The sequence below is a fragment of the Micromonospora sp. NPDC049049 genome (assembly GCF_040649115.1).
GTDB lineage: Bacteria > Actinomycetota > Actinomycetes > Mycobacteriales > Micromonosporaceae > Micromonospora.
Map to the genome: position 1 here is coordinate 83,891 of NZ_JBEZEX010000013.1, position 23,291 is coordinate 107,181.

The window sequence follows — 23,291 nt, forward strand, 5'->3', positions numbered from 1 at the left end:
CAGCCGTCCGTCGATCCACCCGACTCCGAGGGGGCGTCACCGCCAACCGGACGCGCGGTACCGTCGGGACCAGCAACGAAGCGGAGGGAGCGGCGCAATGACCGAGGGACAGACCGACGGTACGCCGACGGACGGTACGGAATCGCACGATCCGGACTTCCCGGAGGCGTTCCTGTCCTTCATGCGGCAGGGTTGGAGCGACACCGCGCTTCCCGTGACGCCCCGCCCGGAGACGCCCAACTACGCCAAGCGGCGGGCGGCCCTCTCGGCGGCGTTCCCCGGCGAGACGCTGGTGATCCCCACCGGCACCGAGAAGGTCCGGGCCAACGACACTGACTACCCGTTCCGGCCGGGCAGCGACTTCGCCTACCTGACCGGCGACCACGACGCCGACAGCGTCCTGGTGCTGCGCCCGAACGGCTCGGGGCACGACGCGACGCTGTACATGCGGCCCCGGTCCTCCCGGGAGACCGACGAGTTCTTCCGCAGCCGCAACGGCGAGCTGTGGGTGGGCCGGCGGCACACCCTCAGCGAGAAGTCGACCGAGGTGGGCCTGCCGACCGCCGACCTGACCGGCCTGGAGGCGACGCTCGCCGACCTGGCTCCGGGGCGTACCCGGGTGTTGCGCGGTTTCGACGCCCAGGTGGACGCGGCCGTCCGCCCCTACGACGGGCCCCGTACCGAGGGCCAGCCGGCCCGGGACCGCGAGCTGGCCATCGCCATCTCGGAGATGAAGCTGGTCAAGGACGAGTGGGAGATCGGCCAACTCCAGGACGCGATCGACGCCACCGTACGCGGCTTCGAGGACGTCGCCCGGATCCTGCCGGCCGACCGGGCGGTCTCCGAGCGGCTCCTGGAAGGTGTCTTCGCGCTGCGGGCCCGTCACGACGGCAACGACGTCGGGTACAGCTCGATCGTCGGCGCCGGCGAGCACGCCACGATCCTGCACTGGGTCCACAACCACGGCGCCACCCGACCGGGTGACCTGCTGCTGATGGACATGGGCGTCGAGGGTCGCAACCTCTACACCGCCGACGTCACACGGGTGCTCCCGGTGAACGGTCGGTTCACCGCCCTGCAACGCCAGGTCTACGACATCGTGTACGCCTCGCAGCAGGCCGGCATCGAGGCCATCCGTCCCGGCGTGAAGTTCAAGGACGTCCACCTGACCTGCATGCGGGTCCTGGCCGAGGGCCTGTCCGACCTGGGCCTGCTGCCGGTGAGCGTGGACGAGGCGATGGACGAGAAGTCGACCGTCTACCGGCGGTGGACGCTGCACGGCTTCGGCCACATGCTCGGCATCGACGTGCACGACTGCTCCAACGCCCGCAAGGAGACGTACCGCGACGGCGCGCTGGGCGAGGGTTACGTGCTCACCGTCGAGCCCGGTCTGTACTTCCAGCCGGAGGACGAGCTGGTCCCCGCCGAGCTGCGGGGTGTGGGCATCCGGATCGAGGACGACGTGCTGGTCACCGCGACCGGCGCGGTCAACCTGTCGGCCGGGCTGCCCCGCACCTCCGACGAGGTGGAGACCTGGCTGGCCGAGCAGCGCGAAGCCGGTCCCCGCCTGCCCAGCTGACCCGCCCACCCTCCTGACCCGCTAGACCAGGCTGACCCGCCAGTGCCCTCGCCCGGGGGCGCTGGCGGGTCACGCTCCGCCCCTGGCCCGCCCGCCCTTCGCTGAGGGCCGGCGGCCAGGGGCTTTTGCCGTGATCAACTCGGTTTCCGTGAAGTCGCGCTGTCCCGCTCGCTCAGATGCCGCGTTTTCAGCGAAGCCGAGTGGATCACGCCCGGAGGGCGGGCACCGTTCGGATTCCGTACACCTGACGGCCCGGGGACGGCGCGAGACGACGGTCCCTCGACTCGGCGCGGCGACGGCCGATTGCCGTGCGTCGTCCGCCGGTGTTTGTGCTGCTCGGGCCCTTTCCGCCGGCCCGGACCGGTTGGCCGCCCTCACCTGGCCTGCGCCAAATGCGTGGTTATCTCGGATACGTCCGCATCGCGAAGATGGTTCTCATACGGTGAGGATCAGAGGCTACAACCCATTTGTAGCTGGTCGTGGCGCCTCGGGCGGTGCGATCCCGTCTGGTAGCAGGAAAGGGCGGAAGGCTCTGATGTCCAACGACGTAACGAGTACCGACGGCGGGGCCTCGACAGCTCCGCCAACACGGCGAAGGCGGGCGCTCTGGGTCGCCGGCGTAGCCGGGCTGACCGGCGTGGTCGGCCTGGCGGCCCTCGGCGGCGTCGCCGCTCGGGACGACAAGCCCAAGTCCGACCAGGTGTCGGACGCGCAGCCATCGACCAACCGAGAGAACGTCAGCGACGACGGCGGCGCGGACAAGGGCGGCGCCAAGGACGACGGCGGTCAGGACGACGAGTGGGGCGGCGACGACTGGAGCGGCTTCGACGACCAGTCCGGCAAGGATGGCAAGGACCGCGAGGACGGCAAGCACGACGAGAAGGACCGCACCAGGCAGGTGCCGTGCGACTCCGACAAGCTGATCCAGGCGATCACGTTCGCCAACAACGATGACGGCGGCGTGCTGGAGCTGGCCAAGGGCTGCACCTACACCCTGACTCGCAACCAGGACGGCAACGGCCTCCCGGTGATCACCGAGCGCATCACCCTCAAGGGTGAACACACCACCATCGGCCGCGAAGCCACTGCCGACTACTTCCGCATCCTCAACGTCGGGGCTGGCGGGCAGCTCACTCTCAAGGGCCTGAGCATCAGGGGTGGCCAGACCCTTCAGTACCCGATAGCCGCCGACCCGGCGACGGTCTGGGCGCCGTACTCGGCCCAGGTCCGCTCGACCACTGCCGCGCCACCGGCAGCGGCGGCGCCCGCCGCGAAGCCGGCGACCGCTGCCGCGCCCGGCGCCAAGCCAGCGGCGGCAGCGGCAACGGCAACGAAGCCGGCAGCAACCGCTGCCAAGCCGGCCGCGAAGGCAGCGCCCGCCAAATCCACCGCCCAGGCAGCGCCTGCCAAGGCCACCGCAAAGGCAGCCGCCAAGCCGGCCGCGACAGCAGCGCCAGCCAAGCCGGCCGCGGCAGCAACCAAGGCCGCCCCGACTGCCACCAAGGCCGCCCCGGCCAAGCCGGTAGCCGCGGTGGCGAAGCCGGCGGGTGCCGGTACGGCTGTCGTGCCGCTGGTCGAGCAGCCTGGGTTCACCGACGGCGCTGGGGTGCTGGTGCAGCCCGGTGGTCGCGCGGAGATCCTGGACAGCGAGTTGCTCTACAACCAGTCCGGCGGCAACGGCGGCGGGTTGGCCAACTTCGGCAGCACCAGGCTCAGCAAGACGACGGTTGCGCACAACACCGCGTTCTTCTTCGGTGGCGGCGTCTTCAACGCCGGCGTACTGCAGGTCGACGAGTCGAAGATCAAGGACAACACCGGGATCGTCGGCGGCGGCGGCATCTCCAACGGCGCTGCCGACATCTTCACCGAAGAGGTCGACGGCGGCTCGGTCTGGGTCTACAAGAGCGAGGTCTCCGACAACGAGACGCTCGGCTTCGGCGGCGGCGTCCTGGATGTCGGGGGCACCACGACGTTGCACGAGACGACGGTCAGTGACAACACGGCGGTCCTCGCCGGTGGTGGCGTCGCGGTGGCCGACAGCCAGCTCACCCTCAAGGACGCCTCGGTGGTCAAGAACAGCACCGCCGGCGTGGGTGGCGGTCTGGCCGTGGCCTTCGACAGCGTCGCGACGATCGAGAACAGCAGGATCAAGGACAACACGGCCGGCTTCTTCGGCGCCGGCCTCTACAACGAGGACAGCGTCACCACGCTGCGCGACAGCGAGGTGACCGGCAACCGGGCCCTCGGCCCGGTCGGCAGCGGCGGCGGCATCTACAACACCGACGGCGGCGAGGTCAGCCTCCACCGGACGAAGGTGACGCACAACTTCGCCACCCTGCCGCCCGGCGGGATCTCCAACGGCCTCTTCAGCGTCGTGCGGCTGGACGACGAGTCCGTGGTGTCCGCCAACCGCCCCACCAACTGCCTGAACGTTCCTGACTGCTTCTGACCGGAACGGGTGGCTGATCCACATAGAGGGCGCGCCCCTCCGAGCCGTGACGGCTCGGAGGGGCGTACCCGTTTGAGCAGGTCAGGGGCTTGCGGGCCGGCTTGGGTGGGGTGTGTCGTTCCCAGCCCCGGTGGGGGCAACATGAACCTAATGTGGGCTTCTCTCGGATAAGCCCGCGAGGCGAGGAACCTTCTCATACGGTGGTTTTGGGAGCTACAACCGATTTGTAGCAGGGGACGCCCGTCTGACGGCGGCGACCCTGTCTGGTACGAGGAGAGGGCAGAGAGCTCCGATGTCCAACTACCTAACGAACAACGAAGCCTCCGGGCGGGCGACGGCCAAGAGCCGCCGCAAGCTCTGGCTCGCCAGTGGCGTGGCCGGTTTGACGGGCGTGATCAGTCTCGCGGCGGTGGGCGTCGCGGGCAGCGCCGGAGCGGTCGGCTTGAACTGGAACACCGCGCAGGTCAGCAAGGACGGCGACCAGCGGGGTGACGAGGCGCGCGACTGGAACAAGGACGAGGACCGGAACAAGGACAAGGACCGCGACAAGGACCGCGACAAGGACCACGAGCGCGGGAAGGAGGTGCCCTGCGACACCGACAAGCTGATTCAGGCGATCGTGTTCGCCAACAACAAGCACGGCGGTGTGCTGGAGCTGGCCAAGGGCTGCACCTACAACCTGAGCCGCAACGACTACCAGGGCAACGGCCTGCCGGTCATCACCGAGCGCATCACCCTGAAGGGTGAGCACACGACGATCGCCCGGGAAGCCACTGCGGACTACTTCCGCATCCTGAACGTCGGCGCGGGCGGTCACCTCACCATCAAGGGCCTGACCATCAAGGGTGGACAGACCCTCGAACGCTACAACAGCGTCGAGCCGGCGGCCGTCTGGGCGTCGTACTCGGACTCCGAGGCGATCGCGGCTCAGGTGAAGGCGGGCGTTCCGCTGAACCAGGCGCTCACCGCCCGGCAGGCCAACCCGAAGGCGGGCCTGACGGCCGCTCCGAAGGTCACGGCCAAGGCCGCGCCGGCTGCCAAGCCGGGTGTCGTCACGCCGCTCGTGGAGTACCCGGAGGACACCGACGGCGCCGGCATCCTGGTCCAGCCGGGCGGCACCGCCGAGATCCTGGAGTCCGAGGTCGTCCTGAACCAGTCGGGCGGCAACGGTGGTGGTGTGGCCAACTTCGGCACCACGAAGATCTGGCACAGCACCGTGACCCGTAACACCGCCTTCTTCTTCGGTGGCGGTGTCTTCAACGCCGGCCTGCTCAAGGTCGAGGAGTCGAAGATCACCGACAACACTGCCATCATCGGTGGTGGCGGTATCTCCAACGGCGCCGCTCGGATCTTCGCCGACGACGTCGACGGCGGAACGGTCGAGCTCAAGAAGGCCGAGATCAACGACAACGAGACGCTGGGCTTCGGCGGTGGCTACCTCGACATCGAGGGCAACACCACGGCGTACGGGACCAAGTTCGTCTCGAACACCGCGGTCCTCGCCGGCGGCGGCCTGGCCGCGGCGGACAGCCAGCTCAACCTGCACGAGGTCTCGGTGGAGCGGAACAGCACCGCCGGTGTCGGTGGCGGTGTCGCCATCGCGTTCGACAGCGCTGTCACGTTCGAGAAGAGCAGCATCAAGGACAACACCGCCGGCTTCTTCGGCGGCGGGCTCTTCAACGCCTTCAGCGTCACGACGCTGCGCGACAGCGAGGTTGCCGGTAACCGGGCCATCGGCCCGATCGGGGTCGGCGGCGGCATCTTCAACATCTTCGGCGAGGTCAACCTGTCGAAGACGAAGGTCGCCCACAACTTCTCCACCTTCGAGCCGGGCGGTGTCTTCAGCTTCTTCGGAGACGTGAACGTGGACGACAAGTCCGCCATCACCGCGAACCGTCCGACCAACTGCCTGGCCATTCCGGGCGGCACCATCGAGAACTGCTTCGCCTGATCACCTCAGGGTGAGCACGGCGTAGCGCCAGCACAACGGGCCGGCCCCCTTCCGCGAGACGCGGAAGGGGGCCGGTTCACGTCACTTCTGGACGAAGACCGCCACGCTGCGCGCCGGTACGGTGAAGGTGCCGGCCGCCCGGTCGAACGAGGCGGTACGCAGCACCGGGTCGGCCGAGTCGACAAGCACCGGGTGCAGTGCCACGTCCGCTCCGCGCAGTCCGGTCACCGTCTGGTCGACAGTCGACGGGGTGCTGTTGAAGACGACGGTCAGCGACTTCCACGGCCCGCCCAGCCCTTTGGCGTCCAGGGTCATGGTCAGCACACCCGGCGTCTCCTGCGCGCCGGACAGCGGGAACGCCACCCGTCGCTGTACCTGCTCGGCGGTGGCCAGCCCGAACACCGGCGACGACGCCCGGACGCGTAGCAACTCGGCGTACCGGGCGTCGGTGGTGTTGATCGCCGCGCAGTCCGGCACCAGCGCCGGGTCGGCCAGCAGCGGCTTCGCGTACGGCCACTTGTCCTCGTTGTCGGGTGCGGGCGGCAGACCGGCGCCGAACCCGTTGCCCTCTGCGCAACCCCAGCGGATCTGGTTGAACCAGTCACCGGAGTTGTACGAGTTGCGGTCCAGCGACTTCGACCGCAACCGTTCGGTGCCTGCGGTGACGAACCCGGTGCCCTGTCCCAGCACCACAGTGCCCAACGCCAGCACCTGCATCCGGGAACGGTCGGTCGCCGAGGTGACCTGCGGCAGTTTGTACGCCAACGCGTCGTACAGGATCTCGTTGTCGTGCGCGTCGGCGTAGGTGACGGCCTCCCCGGGCGCTGCCGTGTAGCCGGCCGGGGAGCCGTTGTAGTCGACCTGCGCCCCGGTGACCTCGTGCCCGGCGCTGTCGGTGAACCGGTAGTCGCGCAGGTTCCCGGTGAGCCCCACCTTGATCAGGTCGTGGGCGCGCAGCAGCCGGGCCTTCTGCTCAGCCGGTGACCCGTTGACCGGGTCGCCGTTCGGGTCGGTGTAGAGCCCGGAGGCGAAACCCTGCACCCTCGGGTTCTCGTCGAACGGTCCGCCGCCGCGCACCGCGTCGCGCAGCCGGTCGTTGAAGGTGCCGATGCCGGTGCCGGCCATGTTGGTCTGGGTGGCCTGGACGAAACGGGCGTCGTTGGCGACCTCGCCGAAGTTCCAGCCCTCGCCGTAAAGCATGATCGCCTTGCCGTCCACTCCGTCGCGGGCGACGGTCAACCGGTCCAGGGCCGCCCGGACGGCCAGGATGTTCGCCTTCGGGTGGTGGCCCATCAGGTCGAAGCGGAAACCGTCCACCTTGTACTGTCGCGCCCAGGTGACCAACGAGTCGACCACCAGCTTGCCCATCATCGCGTGCTCGGGAGCGGTGTTGGCGCAGCAGGTGGAGTTGGCCACCGCGCCGTCCTCCAGCAGCCGGTGGTAGTAGCCGGGCACGATCTGGTCGAGCACCGACTTCGCGTCCGTGCCGGCAGCCGACGTGTGGTTGTAGACCACGTCCATGACCACCCGCAGCCCGGCGTCGTTCACCCCGGCGACCATCCGCCGGAACTCGGTGGTCCGCGCCGCGCCGACCGGGTCGACGGCGTAGCCGCCCTCGGGCACTGTGTAGTGCAGCGGGTCGTACCCCCAGTTGTAGCCGTCGGTCTCGGCGACCGCCGCCACGCACTTCTGCTGCTCGGCCGAGTCCGGTGGCAGCGCCGCCAGGTCGCAGGCCGGCTGCCGCTGGTCGGCCCGCTTCTCGGGGATCGTCGCGAAGTCGAACGCCGGCAGCAGGTGCAGGTAGTTGACCCCGGCGTCGCCGAGCGCCCGCAGGTGGGTCATTCCGGCGGTTCCCGGCTCGGTGAACGCGAGGAAGGTCCCCCGCCGCCCGGCCGGCACGGTGTCGTCGGCGATGGAGAAGTCCCGCACTGACAACTCGGTGATCTGCGCCTTCGCGGCCGGCACCGGTGCCGGTTTGCGCAGCGTGCGCCACCCGGGCGGTGCCAGCGCTGGGTCGTTCAGGTCGACGAGCTGGCTGTGCGTGGAGTCGGCGGCGAGGGCCACCGAGTACGGGTCGGTCACCGACGCGGTGACCATCCGCTGCGCCGCCGGCTGCCACGCCCGCACCTCGTACCGATAGAACTTGCCGGTCCAGGTGTGGTCGCCGCGCACCGACCAGACGCCGGTACGGTCGTCGCGGCGCATCGGCACCGACTTCGGTGCGGCGGTGGGCGAGTCGAACAGGTGCAGGCGCACGCTGTGGGCGGTCGGCGCCCAGAGCGCGAGGCTCGGCGTCCGCCCCGCGAAGGTGGGCCCGAGCGTGGCGTCGGTCGCGCGGGAGTACACGTCGTCGAGCACGCCGGGGATCTGCACGCCGGTCGCGGCGAGCAGCGCGCCCTCGGCGTCGCGCTCGGTGACCAGCAGCTGCCCCCGCAGCGCCGCCGGGACCTTGGCCAGGTCCGCCCGGTCCAGGGCGAAGCTACGGTACGACCACAGGTGCGGGAACCTGTCGCGTTGGGCCTCGGTGAGCCCGTTGCGCTGCGCCCGCAGCGGCATCGTGGTGTACGTGCCGGTCAACTCGCCGTCGACCACGCTGACCCCGCCGGTGGGCGCGGTGACCAGCGCGTACGTCCTGCCGTCGGTCGGCGGTGTCCGCCACGCCACAGTGGACCTGTCGATCCAGTGCGCCTCCTGCTTGCCGATGTCGGTGTCTCCGCTGGCGGTGGTGGCCGTCGACGGCAGCAGGCGCCCGGGCGTGGCGGCGAGCAGCCACACTTCCCGGCCGGCGCTGGCGAAGTCGAGCCGCTGGTCGTCGGGCAGGTCCTTGGTGTCGCCGTTGTGGATGATGTAGTTCAGGCCGGTGGCACCGGTCGCCAGTGGCACCCGGAACACCGCCCCGAACGCGTCGACGGTGCTCGGCCTCAGCGGGGCGGACCACTCGGTCGGGTTGGCCGCGCCGTCCCACAGGTGCAGGCCCCAGCCGTCGTAGTTGCCGTCGGCCCGCCGATAGTGGAGCACGGCGGTGCCCTCCTCGACCGGCGGCTCCGGTTCTCCGGCGGCCGCCTGCCTGCTCGGGTAGATCGCCGGGTCGCCCTGCTTGAGCCAGATCTCGCCGGTCTGGGTGACGTCGATGCTGCGGTCCTGGGCGACGTCCTTCGTACCAGCCTTGTCGACAACCAGGAAGTTCACCGACGTCGCGCCCGGCTTGAGTTTCACCCAGGCGAACCGGCCGTAGGAGTCCTCCCCGGCGAACGGCTGCCCCTTCGGCCACTCGGTGACGTACGCCGGGTCGATGTCCCCCCAGGCGTACAGCCCCCAGTCGTCGTACCCTCCGGCCGGGCGCTGGTAGTGCACCACCGCCCACTCCCGGGAGCTGCCCTGCGGCGGGGTTCCCACGACGGCGGTGGACCGGGCGGTGGCGGTACGGCCCCGGCCGTCGCGGACCACCGCCTTGTAGTCGACCCGGGTGCCGCCGGCCAGTCCGGTCAGGTCGTGCTGCACCGTGTACGGGGCGTGGTCGGCGCTGCCCAGCAGTGTCCACCGGCCGCCGGCCACCCGCGCCGCGACGGTGACGGTGGCCAGCGGGTCGCCGGTCACCCGGGCGGTGACCGCTGCCCTGGTGGCGACGGCCGCGTCCGGAACCGGGCTGGTGATGGTGATGGTCGGCTTGTCGGCCGCCGGTGCGACGGGTTTGCCGGCCCGGTACACCGCCGCCGACAACGGCGGCACGGTGAGGGTCAGTTCGCCGTCCCCGCCAGCGGTGGCGCGGTCGGTGCCGCCGTAGATGCCGGTGAAGGTGGCGCCGGCCGACCAGGTGTCCACCGTGACAGTCTGCGCGGTGTCGGCGTTGTTCACTGCCACCACGTACTCGGTGCGGTCGGACGGGGCGATCCGGGAGGCGGCGAAGACGCCCGGCCCGTCAGCCGCGTACCGGGTGACCTGCACGCCGTCGCGCAACGCCGGGTGGGCCTGGCGCAGCCGGCCCAGGTCGGCGATGGTCCGGTACAGCGGGTGGGTCGGGTCGAACTGGTCGCTGGCGTGCGTCCGGTCGGTGCCGAGCAGGTCGTCGTCGAGGTAGTCGGCAACCTTCGACGCGAACATGTCCTGCCGGGCGTCCTTGTCCCCGCCGGGGCCGGTGAAGCCCTGTTCGTCGCCGGAGTAGACCACCGGCTGGCCCCGGGTCAGGAACATCAACTGGTGCGCGAGCTGGTCACGACGCAGGTGGCTGGCCGGGTCGCTGCCACCACCGGCGATGAACGATCCGATCCGGCCCATGTCGTGGTTGCCGAGGAAGGTGGTCAACCGGCCCGCGTCGGTGTCCCGGGCCGCGTAGAGGTCGTCGCGGGCGTACACGTCGGCGAGCGCCTTCGCGGAGCCGGCGCCGGCGGTGAAGCCCCGCGCGGCCTCCTGGAAGGCGAAGTCGAGGGTGGCCGGCAGGCCACCCTGGCGGACGTAGCTGGAGCTGATCTCCGGGTCGGCGCTGTACACCTCGCCGAACATGAAGAAGTCCTTCTTGCCGGCCTTCTCCGCGGCCCGCTCGATGCCCTGGCTGAACTGCGGCCAGAAGTCCATGTTGACGTGCTTCACGGTGTCCAACCGGAAGCCGTCGACGCCGGTCGCGCCGATCCAGTCCCCGTACGCCTTGGTCAAACCCCGCACCACCTCGGGACGCTCGGTCCACAGGTCGTCGAGGCCGAAGAAGTCGCCGTACTCGCTGTTCTCGCCCGCGAAGGTGGAGTCACCCCGGTTGTGGTACATGGTCGCGTCGTTCAGCCAGGCCGGGACCTTGACGCTCGCGTCCTTCGAGTCGGCGAACGTCGGCGTGTACGGGAAGGACTCCTTGTCGACCGGCGGGAACGCCCGGGAGCCGTCGGCGTAGTTGCGGTCCTCGAACGCCCGGCCCTGCGCGTCGGTGTACGGCGAGGTCGCCTTGTCCACGTACGCGTACCTGTCCTCGGCGTACTTGATCACGTCGGCGGTGTGGTTGACGATCACGTCAAGGTAGATCTTGAGGCCGCGCTGGTGGGCGAGCTTGACCAGCCGCTTCATCTCTTCCATCGTGCCGAAGTGCGGGTCCACCTGGGTGAAGTCGGTGATCCAGTAACCGTGGTAGCCGGCCGAGATGTCGTTGCCGGCACCCTGTACCGGCCGGTTCTTGAAGATCGGGGCGAGCCAGATGGCAGTGGTGCCCATCCCCTGGATGTAGTCCAACTTGTCGATGACGCCCTTGAGGTCGCCGCCGTGGTAGAAGCCCTTGTCGGTCGGGTCGAGGCCGGTCCGCAGCCGGTCGCCGGTGAGGCCGCCCCGGTCGTTGCGGGGGTCCCCGTTGGCGAACCGGTCCGGCAGGACGAAGTAGAACTGCTCGGCTCGGGCAGAGTTGCCGCCGGCCTTCAGCAGCGCCTCGGCGGTGGGTTCGGCGCGCCACTGGGTCGCGCCGCCGATCGCGGTTGAGGCGTCGGCGGACGGCCGGGGGGTCGCGGCGGCGGGTTGCACGGCGACCGGAGCGCCGACGAGCGTGACGGTGAGCAGGGAGGCAAGGGCCAGCAGAGCGGTGCGCGGTAACGGCGGGGGTTTCATCGACGCCTTCCTCTGGTCGCTGATTGGCCGCACGCTAACCCTTGCCGAAACATTCTGCAATACCTTGCAAACATGGTCGCAACACAGCACGTCCTTGCGGAAGCGCCGGTCAGAGCCCGTTGCAGCGCGTCCCGTCGACAGTGCACTCCCGCGGTGTGGTGGGGGCCCGCTCCATGTGGAACCGCAACGACACCGAACCACCCGGCGACACGTCGACCCCGCTGACGTACGTGAAGCCGTCGTCGAACTGGCGGATCGTCCCCTGTGGGACGCCCTCCACCCAGGAGGTCACCAGCCGTCCACCGGCGAACTCCAACCGCACCGTCCAACCACGGCTGCGGGTGGACGTGTTGACCATCGCCACCTCGCCGATGAAACCCCCGTCGAAGCTCTGCACCACCCGGTACCGCCCGATCATCGCCGGCTGTCCCGGCGCGGCCCGGCTCGGCGACAGCGTCGCCGCCGGCTTCCCGGTCGGACCGGCCGCCGGTTCGGCCGATGGTGACGCGGGCCCGGCCGCCGCGCTCGGCGGCAGCCCGTTCGCACGGCCGGATATCCCCGGCAGCACCGGCGGCGGAGACGGCACCGAGGTGGGCACGCTCGGCGCCACCACCACCGCCGACGGCACCGGCAGCGCCGGCGGTTGCGCGCCGTCCGGCGCAGGGCTACGTCCCCGGTACGCGCCCAGGGCCACGATGAGCAGGACCACCATCACGACGACACCGGCGCCGACCACGATCCAGGGTGAGGTGGCGATCGCCACCGGACCGTGTGGTGGGCGCGGAACACGGCGCATGCCGGACATGTACCTCCTTCAGCGAACCGTCCGCGCAGCGTAGCGATCGGCGGCCCGGCCCGGAAAGCCTTGGTGGTGCGGCGGTGCGGCGGTGCGGCGGGGCGGCGGGGCGGCGGGGCGGCGGGGCGGCGGGGCGGCGGGGCGGCGGTGCAGCTGTGCAGCAGTGCGGCGGTGGCTCAGCCGATCCGGCAGTCGACCCCGTTGACTGTGCACTTGACCGGTCGCTGCGCCGAGTCACCCCAGCCGACGCGCAGCCGCAGCGTCCGAGAGTCGCCCGCGTCCAGCGAACGGGTGCCGCGCAGGACGAACTCCCCGTGCCCGCGCCCCCGCACCGAGACGCCCGAGTCATCACCCACTCGCAGAGTCCAGGTGTCGTCGTCGAACAGCAGTTCCACCTGCCATTCCGCCGACCGACTCGACTCGTTGGCGATCGACAGGACCGCCGAATCCCCGTCCCAGCCGTTCGAACCGACCTCGTACCGGGCGCTGACCGCGTCCTGCGCCGACGGCGCAATCAGGACGCTCGTCGGCACCGGAGTCGGCGAGCCGGTGACGGTGGCCCGCGGTAACGGTGTCCGGCTACTGCGTGACGGTCGCGGCGACACCGAGCGCCGCTCCACGGCGGCCGGAGTCGGCCCACCGGTGGCCGACGCGGCGGCCGGCACGGTCGGCAGGAACGCCGGAGGAGCGGCCTGCGGCGGCGCGTCCCGCTCCCTGGTGCGAAACGACAGCAGCGCGATCACGAGGAGCACCACCAGCGCGCACACGCCGAGCAGCACCACGATCCACGGCACCGACGCCAACACCCGCGCCGCCCGCGAATCTGCCGCACCGTCCGGCCGCACCGCCATCAGGTCTCCCCTCGTCCCCCACCGACGCGACAGCGTAGCCAGCGCCGCACGGGCCCGAAACCGGGTGGGTACGGATCGGGCCAACCGGCCCCCGTCGGTCAGCCCGTCCGGACGACAGTGCAGATCAGTGGTCCGTCATCCGAGATACGCAGCAGGTAGCGGTACCGCTCCCCCGGCACCGCCTGCCCCCGACAGTCCAGGAACTCCCACTCGACCGCCACCATCGTCAACAGCGCGGACACCGGCTGCACGTCCTCGATCCGGGCGTGGGCCGCGACCAACTCCCGGTCCTGGTAGTCGGGTGCGGCGCCCACGAAGGACAGCGCCACCGCCGCCGCGGACGTGAACGAGAAGCTGTAGGTGTCAGCCACCACCAGCCCCGGCAGGGCGTAACAGCCGGCGATGGCCGGCAGGTCGCCTGAGGTCAACGCCACGCCGTACCGGTCGAAGAAGTCGGCCAACGTGTCAAGGTCCGTGGAGGCGTTCACGGCCACAGCAATTGCCGGTCACCGCACAGCTCAAACCTCAGCGGGGCGGCACCTGAACCTCGATCTCGGAACCCAACCGGGCGTCGCCGGCCAGACCCAGGTCGTCCCCGCTCCAGAACCGCCCCGGGTCGTACCAGTTCGGACGTCGACCCGCCGGCAGCAACCCCATTGCCTCATAGGTCACCGCCACCACCTCGGCGCAGTACGCCGTCTCCAGCGCCCGGTCCCGCTCCCCCGCCGACCGGGCCGAGCTGATCGGGCCGGAAGGGTTGGCGCGGTCGGTGGGGTTGACTTGGGCGGTCGGGTTGGGGCGCTCGGTCGGGTTGGGGCGCTCGGTCGGGTTGGGGCGGGGTGTCGGCTGGCCGAGGCGTGCCAACGCCGACAGCCCACCGAGGTGCGGCAGCGCGGGAAGCCGGCCGGGACGCGGCAGGGCCGGCACCCGACCCCGCACCCAGCGCCACGCCAACTGGGCGGTCGACGGGAACGGCGTGCCGTCCAGCCGCGCGATCGTCCGCAGCACCGCCCGCTCCATCTCCGCGTCGGCCGGCGGGTCGAGCTGCCGCAACCAGGCCCGTTGGCCGTACCGGTTGGCCCAGACGCCCACCGCGTCCCGCAGGTCGTGCAGCTGGACGCCACGTTGGTGGCTGCCCGACCACAGGTCCGGCAACGATTTGCCCAACTCCGCGTGCCACATCAGCGGCGGCATGTCGTCCAGCACCACCGCCATCCCGACGTGATTCACCGGGCTGTTGGTGGTGAACTGGATCGCCCGGTCCGGCACGCTGCGGCCCCGGAACACCCACACGTCACCGGTGCGGGTCAACTCGACGGCCTCATCCAGGCTGATGCTCATGAGGGTCTAGCCTAGGCCGATGCGGCAACGAATGCGGTGGTGGAAGGTTCTCGGGCTGGCCGGGCTCGCCGGTGTCGCGGCCTCCGGCGTGGTCATCGCCCGGGCCGAACGGCGTCGGCGCGCGTACACCCCGGAGGAGATCCGGCAGCGGCTGCTGGAGCGGCACGCCCAGGCCAGCGACGCCGCGAAACCCGGTGACCCGACCTGACCCACCGTCCTCTGTAGATCATCGTTGGGGCAGCCGGGCAGGTCGATGATCGATACGATGAGGCCATGACGACGCCCGTCGCACAGCGGCCCTTCGTCCTGTCCATCCCGGCCGCCCCGGTCGAACGACACGGCAACGTCGACCTGCACCTGCCCACCCACACCGGTCGCGCGCCGGCCGTCGTGGTGGTGCACGGCGCTCCGCTGCCACCCGACGCGCCCGATCCTCGCGACTGGTTGCTCTACCGCGGCTACGGCGCGCTGCTCGCCGCGAGCGGCGTCGTCACCGCGCTGGTCAGCTACCAGGTGTCCGACCTGTCCGCGCTGCCCGCCGCGGCCGACGACATCGCCGCCATGGTCGAGCAGGTCCGCGCCGATCCGCGGGTCGACCCCGAGCGGGTGGTGCTGTGGTTCTTCTCCGGCGGCGGCCTCTTCGCGGCCGACTGGCTGCGTGTCCCACCGGCCTGGCTACGCGGGATCGCACTGACGTACCCGCTGCTCGTTCCGTTCCCCGGCTGGGAGGTCGACGCCCGGTTCCTGCCGGTCGAGGCACTCAGCTCCGGCACCGGCGTGCCACTGGTGCTGACCCGCGCCGGTCAGGACATCCCGCCGGTCCTGGCCGGCATCGACGCGTTCCTCCCCGCGGCGGCCGCAAAGGGCTGGCCGATGCAGGTGATCGAGGTGCCGGACGGGCAGCACTCCTTCGAGATCCTCAACCACGGCCCGCAATCCGAGGCAGCCGTCCTGGCCGCCCGCGACGCCGTCCTGGAACTGCTCGACGCAACCTGACCACCTCCACCCGGTAACGATGCAGGGCGGCATGATCGACTCGGGTTCCGTGATGTCGTGGGGTCTCCGCCACCGGGACACCGCGTTTTCAGGGAACCAGAGTAGATCATGGGGTTTTGGCCGCCGTGTCGGGTTCGGTAGGGTGGCGGTTCGGGTGGTTTGTCGGGTTCGGGGCGAATGTCGGGTGGTCGGGGCCACCCCGTCGGCGGAATCGTGGGCCGGGCCGGGTCGTTATACCTGGCAGACCACCGCGACCGTCGAGTCGTAGGGCGCGGGCAGCGGCCCCGGGAACACCTGGCAGGCCGCCTCGGTTACACCCCCGAACGGCCGAGCACCACAACGGCCGGAACAGCCGCCGGGAACACCCGACAGGCCGCCCCGGTTACACCCCCGAACGGCCGAGCACCACAACGGCCGACCCCCGCAGGCAGGCGGAATGATCCGCCACCGGCACCGGTTACACCCCGTCCCGACGCCGACCCCCTCGTTGCGGGTCGCCGGGCACGAACTTCCCCCCACCACCATCCCCCCTGGTGTGGTGTGGGCATCCCCCCGAGGCAGAGGAGCACGCCATCATGCGTACCGATCTGATTCGTAAGACCGCCCTGACCGCCGCCGGCCTCGCGTTCACCGGCGGCGCCATCGCCGGCCCCGTGACCGCCGCCTACGCCATGTCCGATGCGAAGCCGGCCACCCAGACGCAGACCGACCGCAAGGGCCACGGCGAGCGGGAGCTCGGTGTGCGCTACGAAGCCCAGCCGAACTTCTACTACTGCGGGCCCGCCGCGACCCGTAACGCCCTGAGTGTGCAGGGTAAGAACATCAACGTTGATGACATGGCCAAGGAGATGGGCACCACCGAGGCCGGCACCAACTCCATCAACGACATCACCCCCGTGCTGAACAAGGAAACCGGCAAGAACGACGCCTACCGGTCCGTCGAAATCAGCACCCCCGACGCCGATGCCAAGCAGACCGACCAACTGCGCGCCGACATCGTCAAGACGGTCGACGACGGTAGGGCCGTGGTCGCGAACATCGCCGGGACCAGCACCGACACCAACGGTGTGAGCCACTCCTACGAAGGCGGGCACTACATCAGCGTCGTCGGCTACCGAGACAACGGCAGCACCGTCACCATCGCCGACTCCGCCGACCCCAACCAGGCCGCCTACCAGATCAGCGTCGAACACCTCGCCGACTGGATCGCCACCCGCGGCTACGCCACCAGCTGACCCACACCACAAGACCGAAGGGCCGGACCCCACGAGGGTCCGGCCCTTCGGCATGACCAGTCAAAGATCAGTGCTCGTTGCCCGCGCGGACCGGATCGACGTCGGAGGCCACCGCAGCCGACTGACCGTCGGAGGCCACCTCCACGCCGGGCGCGCTGTCGGTCGACGTGACGCGGTGGGCACGGCGGCGCAGCCACCAGGTGCTGCCGAGCCCGGCGAGCACCGCGAGGACCAACCCGGCCCAGGAGATGTCCTTCAGCCAGTGTTCGGCGGCCTTGCCGACCGAGTAGAGCAGGTACGTCGTGCCGAAGGCCCAGACCAAGCCGCCGGCCGCGTTCGCCAGGAGGAAGCGGCGGTACGGCACGTGCAGCGCACCGGCGAGCGGCCCGGCGAGGATCCGCAGCAGTGCCACGAACCGACCGAAGAAGACCGCCCAGACGCCGTGCCGCGCGAAGCTCTGTTCGGCACGGGCGAGTTGCGCCGGGCCCAGGTGTTTGGGGAACCGTCTGCCCAGTCGAGCGAGGAGAGGGCGACCGCCGCGTCGGCCGACGGCGTACCCGACGGAGTCGCCGACGATGGCGCCGAACGCCGCGGCGCTGGCCACCCACTCCGGCTCCACCACTCCGGTGGCGGCGAGCAGGGCGGAGCTGACGAGCACGATCTCTCCGGGCAGCGGGACACCCATGCTCTCGACGCCGATCACGCCGGCGACGATGAGGTAGACCACGCCCGGAGGCAGGGCCGAGAGCCAGTGCTGGACGTCGACCACTCGGCACCCCTTCCGATCCGGCCTCCGACCCTACCCTGGGACCTGGTGAACCGGCGTGCTCGCGGACACCGCCCAGCCTCCATCCAACCCTTAACCGCGGGGCTCGAGGGCTGGCGTCAGCCGGCGAGCGGGGCGACGAACTCCAGCCGGTTGCCGTGCGGGTCGTGAGTATGGAAGCGGCGCATCCCGGGCAGCTCGTCGTCGCCCCAGACGACGTCGTACCCGGCGTCGAGCAGCCGACCGGCAAGCATGTCGAGGTCGGGGCGGAGCAGGGCAGGGTGTGCCTTGCGGGCGGGGCGGAAGTCGTCTTCGACGCCGAGGTGCAGTTCGGCGTCGTACCCGATGAACCAGCAACCGCCGCGGGCGGCGAGGGCCGGGGGTTTGGGTTTCTCGACCAGGCCGAGCAGGCCAGCGTAGAAGGCGCGCGAGACCTCCTCGGTGCCGCGCGGACAGGCCAGCAGTACGTGGTGGATCATTGCGGCACCTCCTGTCTCGAACCCTGGCACTCGCTTGCACATATAGCAAGACGGACGTACGGTTTTGTTGGAAGCGGAATCGGGCGGTAAGTGTCACCTAACCTCGGCGGCACCCCGGCCGGTGCGACAGACTGCTCAGGACTACTCACGGTCGCTGGTGTGAAGGAGTACGACGTGGCGAGCCTCGACACCTTCGGTGCGAAGACCCAGCTACGCGTCGGAGACGCGAGCTACGAGATTTTCAAGATCGACAAGGTGGACGGCCACGCACGGTTGCCGTACAGCCTGAAGATCCTGCTGGAGAACCTGCTGCGGACCGAGGACGGCGCGAACATCACCGCCGACCACATCCGCCAGCTCGGCGGGTGGGACTCCACCGCCGCCCCGAGCGTGGAGATCCAGTTCACCCCGGCGCGGGTCCTGATGCAGGACTTCACCGGCGTGCCCTGCGTGGTCGACCTGGCCACCATGCGCGAGGCAGTACGTGACCTGGGCGGCGACGCCACCAAGGTCAACCCCCTCGCCCCGGCCGAGCTGGTCATCGACCACTCGGTCATCGCCGACCTGTTCGGCCGCGAGGACGCGTTCGCCCGCAACGTCGAGCTGGAGTACGAGCGCAACAAGGAGCGCTACCAGTTCCTGCGCTGGGGTCAGACCGCGTTCAACGAGTTCAAGGTCGTCCCGCCGGGCACCGGCATCGTGCACCAGGTCAACATCGAGTACCTGGCCCGCACCATCATGGAGCGCAACGGCCAGGCGTACCCGGACACGGTGGTCGGCACCGACTCGCACACCACGATGGTCAACGGCCTGGGCGTGCTGGGCTGGGGCGTCGGCGGCATCGAGGCTGAGGCCGCGATGCTCGGCCAGCCGGTCAGCATGCTGATCCCCCGGGTGGTGGGTTTCAAGCTCTCCGGGGAGATGCCGGCCGGCACCACCGCCACCGACCTGGTGCTGACCATCACCGAGATGCTGCGCAAGCACGGTGTCGTCGGCAAGTTCGTCGAGTTCTACGGCCCCGGCGTGAGCGCGGTGCCGCTGGCCAACCGGGCCACCATCGGCAACATGTCCCCGGAGTACGGCTCCACCGTCGCGATCTTCCCGATCGACGCGGAGACGATCCGCTACCTGGAGCTGACCGGCCGGGACGCCGCGCAGGTCGCGCTCGTCGAGGCGTACGCCAAGGAGCAGGGTCTCTGGCACGACCCGGACGCCGAGCCGGACTACTCCGAGCGCCTGGAGCTGGATCTCGGCACCATCGAGCCGTCGCTCGCCGGCCCGAAGCGCCCGCAGGACCGGGTGCCGCTGGGCAGCGCCAAGACGCTGTTCCGCTCCGCGTTGACCGACTACGTTGCCGACGACTCCGTCGGTGAGCGCGACCTCAAGCCGGGTGTCCCCCGCGAGGAGCTGCCGCGCGGCGCCAACGGTCCGGCCGACGAGGCCAGCGCCGAGTCCTTCCCGGCCAGCGACCCGCCGGCCAACGAGTTCAGCGACCCGGCCGACGAGCCGCGTGACCTGGAGACCGCGGCGGTTGGCGCGGGCGGCCGGGCCAGTAACCCGGTCCGGGTCACGGGCAGCGACGGCGTGGAGTACGAGCTGGACCACGGCGCAGTGGTGATCGCAGCGATCACCTCCTGCACCAACACGTCCAACCCGCAGGTGATGATCGGTGCCGCGCTGCTGGCCCGCAACGCGGTGGAGAAGGGCCTGTCCCGCAAGCCGTGGGTGAAGACCACCCTGGCGCCCGGGTCGAAGGTCGTCATGGACTACTACGAGCGCGCCGGCCTCACCCCGTACCTGGACAAGCTCGGCTTCAACCTGGTCGGCTACGGCTGCACCACGTGCATCGGCAACTCGGGCCCGCTGCCCGAGGAGGTGTCCGCCGCGGTCAACGAGCACGACCTGTCGGTCGTCTCGGTGCTCTCGGGCAACCGGAACTTCGAGGGCCGGATCAACCCGGACGTCAAGATGAACTACCTGGCGTCGCCGCCGCTGGTGGTCGCCTACGCCCTGGCCGGCACCATGGACATCGACCTAGCCAACGAGCCGATCGGTGAGGACTCCGAGGGCAACCCGGTCTACCTGCGCGAGATCTGGCCGAACAGCGCCGAGATCCAGGACGTCATCGCCCAGGCGATCGGCGCCACCGGTTTCAGCGCCGCGTACGCCGATGTCTTCGCCGGCGACGAGCGGTGGCAGTCGCTGCCGACCCCGACCGGCGACACCTTCGCCTGGGAGAACGACTCCACCTACGTGCGTAAGCCCCCGTACTTCGAGGGCATGCAGCAGGAGCCGAGCCCGGTCGTCGACATCTCCGCCGCACGGGTGCTGGCCAAGCTGGGTGACTCGGTGACCACCGACCACATCTCGCCGGCCGGCGCGATCAAGGCGGACTCCCCGGCTGGCACGTACCTGGCCGAGCACGGTGTGCCGCGCCACGAGTTCAACTCGTACGGTTCCCGCCGGGGTAACCACGAGGTGATGATCCGGGGCACCTTCGCCAACATCCGGCTGCGCAACCAGCTGGTGCCCGGGGTGGAGGGTGGCTTCACCGTCAACCACCTCACCGGCGAGCAGACCTCGATCTACGACGCCTCGATGGCCTACCAGGAGGCCGGCATCCCGCTGGTCATCCTGGCCGGCAAGGAGTACGGCTCGGGCTCGTCGCGGGACTGGGCGGCCAAGGGCACGATGCTGCTGGGCGTCCGGGCGGTCATCGCCGAGTCGTACGAGCGGATCCACCGCTCCAACCTGATCGGGATGGGCGTACTGCCGCTCCAGTTCCCGGTGGACGTCACCGCCGAGTCGCTCGGCCTGACCGGCAGCGAGACGTTCACCATCACCGGGGTGACCGCCCTGAACGACGGTGACACCCCGAGCACCGTGCAGGTCAGCACCGACACCGGCGTGGAGTTCGACGCCGTGGTGCGGATCGACACCCCCGGTGAGGCGGACTACTACCGGCACGGCGGCATCCTGCAGTACGTGCTGCGCCGCATGATCGCCAACTGACGTACCGACTGGTGGAAGGCCGCTCCCGCTCCGGCGGGGGCGGCCTTCGCCGTTCCAGCCGAGGAAGGCTCGCTGTCAGAGCGCCCGTAGTCGCTCGGCTACCGCGTCATCCACGGCGCGGCACGCGTAACCCCGTAACCGCCGTCGCAGGGACCCTGCGTCGTTCCCGGGTCGCTCCTCGTACCGGGCCTCGATACGGGCTAACCTCTTAGCTAAGGAGGTGCATGGTGGCCGGTGAAGCTGCGGCGCAGTTCAACATCCATGATGCGAAGACGAACCTGTCACGCATCATCGAACGGGTCGAGCACGGCGAGGAGATCGTGATCAGCCGGGCTGGCAACCCGGTCGCCAAGGTGATCCCTCTTCGTCGAACAACACGGACCGGTCGCGGGTCTCTGCGCGGTGCGCTGGATCTCAGCGGTGACTGGGATTCCGACGAGGTCAACGACGAGGTTGCTCGCGAGTTCGGAATGCCCGGATGAGGCTCTTGCTCGACACGCACGTGGTGCTCTGGTGGCTGACCGACGACCCGGTCCTCGGCACGGACATCAAGGACCGCATCGACACCGAACCCGATGTGTACCTGAGCCCGGTCACGCTGTGGGAGGTTGCGATCAAACAGTCACTGGGCAAGTTGCCCGGCCCAGTCGACCTGGCCGAACGGATCCGCGACGCCGAATTGCGAGAACTCCCGATCCGCTACGATCACGCAATCACAGCTGGTCGACTGCCGGCGATCCACCGGGATCCCTTCGACCGGATGCTTGTCGCACAGGCCGTGCACGAAGGTCTGACCCTGGTCACCCGCGACGACCGCATCCAGAAGTACGACGTATCGATCCTGGTGGCGTGACTTCCATCCGCTCGCGGACGGGGTAATCGCGGGCGTCATCGGCGTACTTGACTCGAAGGACCCGGCCGGTCCGGCGCTCGCCTTCGGCCCGGCGGCCTGGGCCCGGTTCCTGGTGCTGGCCAAGGGCGGCTGACCCCCGTTGCCCTACCGGTCGAGTTCGTCGGCCCGGTCGAGCAGCGCACGGCGCTCGGCGGTCGAGCCCACCGCTGCTGCCGCCTCCCGGAACAGTCCTGCCGCGCGTCTCCGGTCGCCCTGCCGGGCCACCAGATCGGCCTGCACCGCCACGGCGAGCGGATGGTCGTCCAGCCTGCCTCCGGCGCGGGCCGCGTCGAGCAGGATCAACCCGGCGGCCGGTCCGTACGCATAGCCGTGCGCTACCGCCCGGTTGAGCGCGATCACCGGTGAGGGGCGCAGCTCGGCGAGCGCGTCGTAGGCCCGCGCGATCGTCGGCCAGTCGGTCTCGTCGGCCGAGGCGGCGGTGGCGTGGCAGGCGGCGATCCGGGCCTGCCACGCGTACGGCCCGTCCTGGCGTACCCGATCGAGGGCGGTCAGGCCCTCGGCGATGGCGGCGCGGTCCCACCGGTCGCGGTCCTGCCGTTGCAGGGTGAGCAGGTTGCCGGCGGCGTCGCGGCGGGCGTCCCGACGGGAGTGTTGGAACAGCAGCAGCGCCAGCAGCGCGGCGACCTCGGACTGGTGTGGCATCAGCCGGTCCAGCAGCCGGGCCAGCCGGACCGCCTCGTCGGCGAAGGCCGGTTCACCGTCGGCGACGTAGCCCCTGGTGAACAGCAGGTACAGCACGGCGAGGACGCCGGGCAGCCGCTCGGTCAGCGCCGGCCCGTTCGGCACCCGGTACGGGATGCCGGCCTGGGCGATGCGGGTGCGCGCCCGGGTCAACCGGCGGGTCATCGTCGACTCGCTGACCAGCAGCAGGCGGGCGATGTCAGCGGTTGGCACGCCGCAGACCGTTCGCAGCGTCAACGCCACCCGGGCCTCGATCGCGAGCGCCGGATGGCAGCAGGTGAAGATGAGACGCAACCGGTCGTCCACCACGTCCTGCCCCACCTCGGGCTCGGGGTGCGCGTCGTCGGGCGTGAGCAACGCCAGGTCGTGCAGCTTGCGCCGCTCCACTGTGGCCCGGCGCAGCACGTCGATCGCCCGGTTGCGCGCCACGGTCATGAGCCAGCCGCCCGGGTTGGTCGGCACACCGTCGGTGGGCCAACGTTCCAGCGCGACGGTCAACGACTCCTGGGCGCAGTCCTCGGCCAACGCCCAGTCCCCGGTGACCCGGATGAGGGTCGCGACGATCCGGGGGTACGCCTCGACGCCGGCGACCGCGACGGCCTCCGCCGCCGCCGCGTCGGACGGTGCCGGGATGCGCACCGGCCGGCGCGGCGGGGTGGACAACC

At 70.4% G+C, this 23,291-nt stretch carries 17 protein-coding genes and 1 pseudogene; 10 read left to right on the forward strand and 8 right to left on the reverse strand.

What is annotated here, in order from left to right; all coding sequences use genetic code 11:
- Window positions 1-97: 97 nt before the first annotated feature.
- The 3 genes from AB0B68_RS15735 (at window position 98) to AB0B68_RS15745 (ending at window position 5,979) form a co-directional block, all read left to right on the forward strand.
- Window positions 98-1,579 carry an aminopeptidase P family protein gene (locus tag AB0B68_RS15735; RefSeq protein ID WP_357260514.1) on the forward strand — a complete coding sequence of 494 codons (1,482 nt, stop codon included), beginning with the start codon at window positions 98-100 and terminating at the stop codon, window positions 1,577-1,579.
- 535 nt (window positions 1,580-2,114) lie between these two features.
- A complete protein-coding gene (locus AB0B68_RS15740) occupies window positions 2,115-4,028 on the forward strand; it encodes a hypothetical protein (protein ID WP_357260517.1) in 1,914 nt (637 codons plus the stop codon).
- A 292-nt stretch (window positions 4,029-4,320) separates the two neighbouring features.
- A complete protein-coding gene (locus AB0B68_RS15745) occupies window positions 4,321-5,979 on the forward strand; it encodes a hypothetical protein (RefSeq protein ID WP_357208521.1) in 1,659 nt (552 codons plus the stop codon).
- A gap of 81 nt (window positions 5,980-6,060) precedes the next feature.
- On the opposite strand, the gene pulA is transcribed toward AB0B68_RS15745, so the two are convergent.
- The 5 genes from pulA to AB0B68_RS15770 all read right to left on the reverse strand — a co-directional run bounded on the left by pulA (window position 6,061) and on the right by AB0B68_RS15770 (window position 14,544).
- Window positions 6,061-11,556: a pullulanase-type alpha-1,6-glucosidase gene (gene pulA, locus AB0B68_RS15750; protein ID WP_357260520.1), complete on the reverse strand. Its 5,496-nt coding sequence runs from the start codon at window positions 11,554-11,556 to the stop codon at window positions 6,061-6,063.
- A gap of 109 nt (window positions 11,557-11,665) precedes the next feature.
- On the reverse strand, window positions 11,666-12,361 hold the full coding sequence (locus AB0B68_RS15755; protein ID WP_357207042.1) for a cellulose binding domain-containing protein: 696 nt from the start codon (window positions 12,359-12,361) through the stop codon (window positions 11,666-11,668).
- Window positions 12,362-12,528: 167 nt separating this feature from the next.
- Window positions 12,529-13,203, reverse strand: a complete 675-nt coding sequence (locus AB0B68_RS15760) for a hypothetical protein (RefSeq protein WP_357260523.1) — start codon at window positions 13,201-13,203, stop codon at window positions 12,529-12,531.
- Between the two features lie 98 nt (window positions 13,204-13,301).
- On the reverse strand, window positions 13,302-13,691 hold the full coding sequence (locus AB0B68_RS15765; RefSeq protein WP_357207039.1) for a hypothetical protein: 390 nt from the start codon (window positions 13,689-13,691) through the stop codon (window positions 13,302-13,304).
- A 37-nt stretch (window positions 13,692-13,728) separates the two neighbouring features.
- Window positions 13,729-14,544, reverse strand: a complete 816-nt coding sequence (locus AB0B68_RS15770) for a hypothetical protein (protein ID WP_357260526.1) — start codon at window positions 14,542-14,544, stop codon at window positions 13,729-13,731.
- Window positions 14,545-14,563: 19 nt separating this feature from the next.
- Here AB0B68_RS15770 and AB0B68_RS15775 point away from each other — a divergent pair, with 19 nt between their 5' ends.
- From AB0B68_RS15775 to AB0B68_RS15785, 3 genes are all read left to right on the forward strand, one after another.
- Complete coding sequence (locus tag AB0B68_RS15775; protein ID WP_238671532.1) at window positions 14,564-14,752, forward strand: hypothetical protein; 189 nt, start codon at window positions 14,564-14,566, stop codon at window positions 14,750-14,752.
- A 65-nt stretch (window positions 14,753-14,817) separates the two neighbouring features.
- Window positions 14,818-15,540 (forward strand): hypothetical protein, encoded by a 723-nt coding sequence (locus AB0B68_RS15780; RefSeq protein WP_357260529.1) that lies wholly within the window; start codon window positions 14,818-14,820, stop codon window positions 15,538-15,540.
- A gap of 575 nt (window positions 15,541-16,115) precedes the next feature.
- On the forward strand, window positions 16,116-16,775 hold the full coding sequence (locus tag AB0B68_RS15785; RefSeq protein WP_357260532.1) for a C39 family peptidase: 660 nt from the start codon (window positions 16,116-16,118) through the stop codon (window positions 16,773-16,775).
- Between the two features lie 67 nt (window positions 16,776-16,842).
- Here the strand turns inward: AB0B68_RS15785 and AB0B68_RS15790 are convergent, their stop codons facing one another.
- Together AB0B68_RS15790 and AB0B68_RS15795 are read right to left on the reverse strand one after the other, a co-directional pair.
- A complete protein-coding gene (locus AB0B68_RS15790; protein WP_357260535.1) occupies window positions 16,843-17,544 on the reverse strand; it encodes a DedA family protein in 702 nt (233 codons plus the stop codon).
- Between the two features lie 116 nt (window positions 17,545-17,660).
- A complete protein-coding gene (locus tag AB0B68_RS15795; RefSeq protein ID WP_357207433.1) occupies window positions 17,661-18,020 on the reverse strand; it encodes a glyoxalase in 360 nt (119 codons plus the stop codon).
- A gap of 159 nt (window positions 18,021-18,179) precedes the next feature.
- Between AB0B68_RS15795 and AB0B68_RS15800 the strand changes: the two genes are divergently transcribed.
- The 4 genes and pseudogenes from AB0B68_RS15800 to AB0B68_RS15815 form a co-directional block, all read left to right on the forward strand.
- A complete protein-coding gene (locus AB0B68_RS15800) occupies window positions 18,180-21,032 on the forward strand; it encodes an aconitate hydratase (protein WP_357260538.1) in 2,853 nt (950 codons plus the stop codon).
- A 224-nt stretch (window positions 21,033-21,256) separates the two neighbouring features.
- A complete protein-coding gene (locus tag AB0B68_RS15805; RefSeq protein ID WP_357260541.1) occupies window positions 21,257-21,514 on the forward strand; it encodes a type II toxin-antitoxin system prevent-host-death family antitoxin in 258 nt (85 codons plus the stop codon).
- Window positions 21,511-21,885, forward strand: coding sequence for a type II toxin-antitoxin system VapC family toxin (locus AB0B68_RS15810; protein WP_357260544.1), 375 nt, complete (start codon window positions 21,511-21,513; stop codon window positions 21,883-21,885). Before AB0B68_RS15805 ends, AB0B68_RS15810 begins: the two co-directional genes overlap by 4 nt.
- A 19-nt stretch (window positions 21,886-21,904) precedes the next feature.
- Window positions 21,905-22,018: pseudogene (locus AB0B68_RS15815) on the forward strand (DUF397 domain-containing protein); the annotation flags it as partial.
- Between the two features lie 11 nt (window positions 22,019-22,029).
- On the opposite strand, the gene AB0B68_RS15820 reads toward AB0B68_RS15815, so the two are convergent.
- On the reverse strand, window positions 22,030-23,289 hold the full coding sequence (locus AB0B68_RS15820; protein ID WP_357260547.1) for a sigma-70 family RNA polymerase sigma factor: 1,260 nt from the start codon (window positions 23,287-23,289) through the stop codon (window positions 22,030-22,032).
- Between the last annotated feature and the right edge of the window lie 2 nt (window positions 23,290-23,291).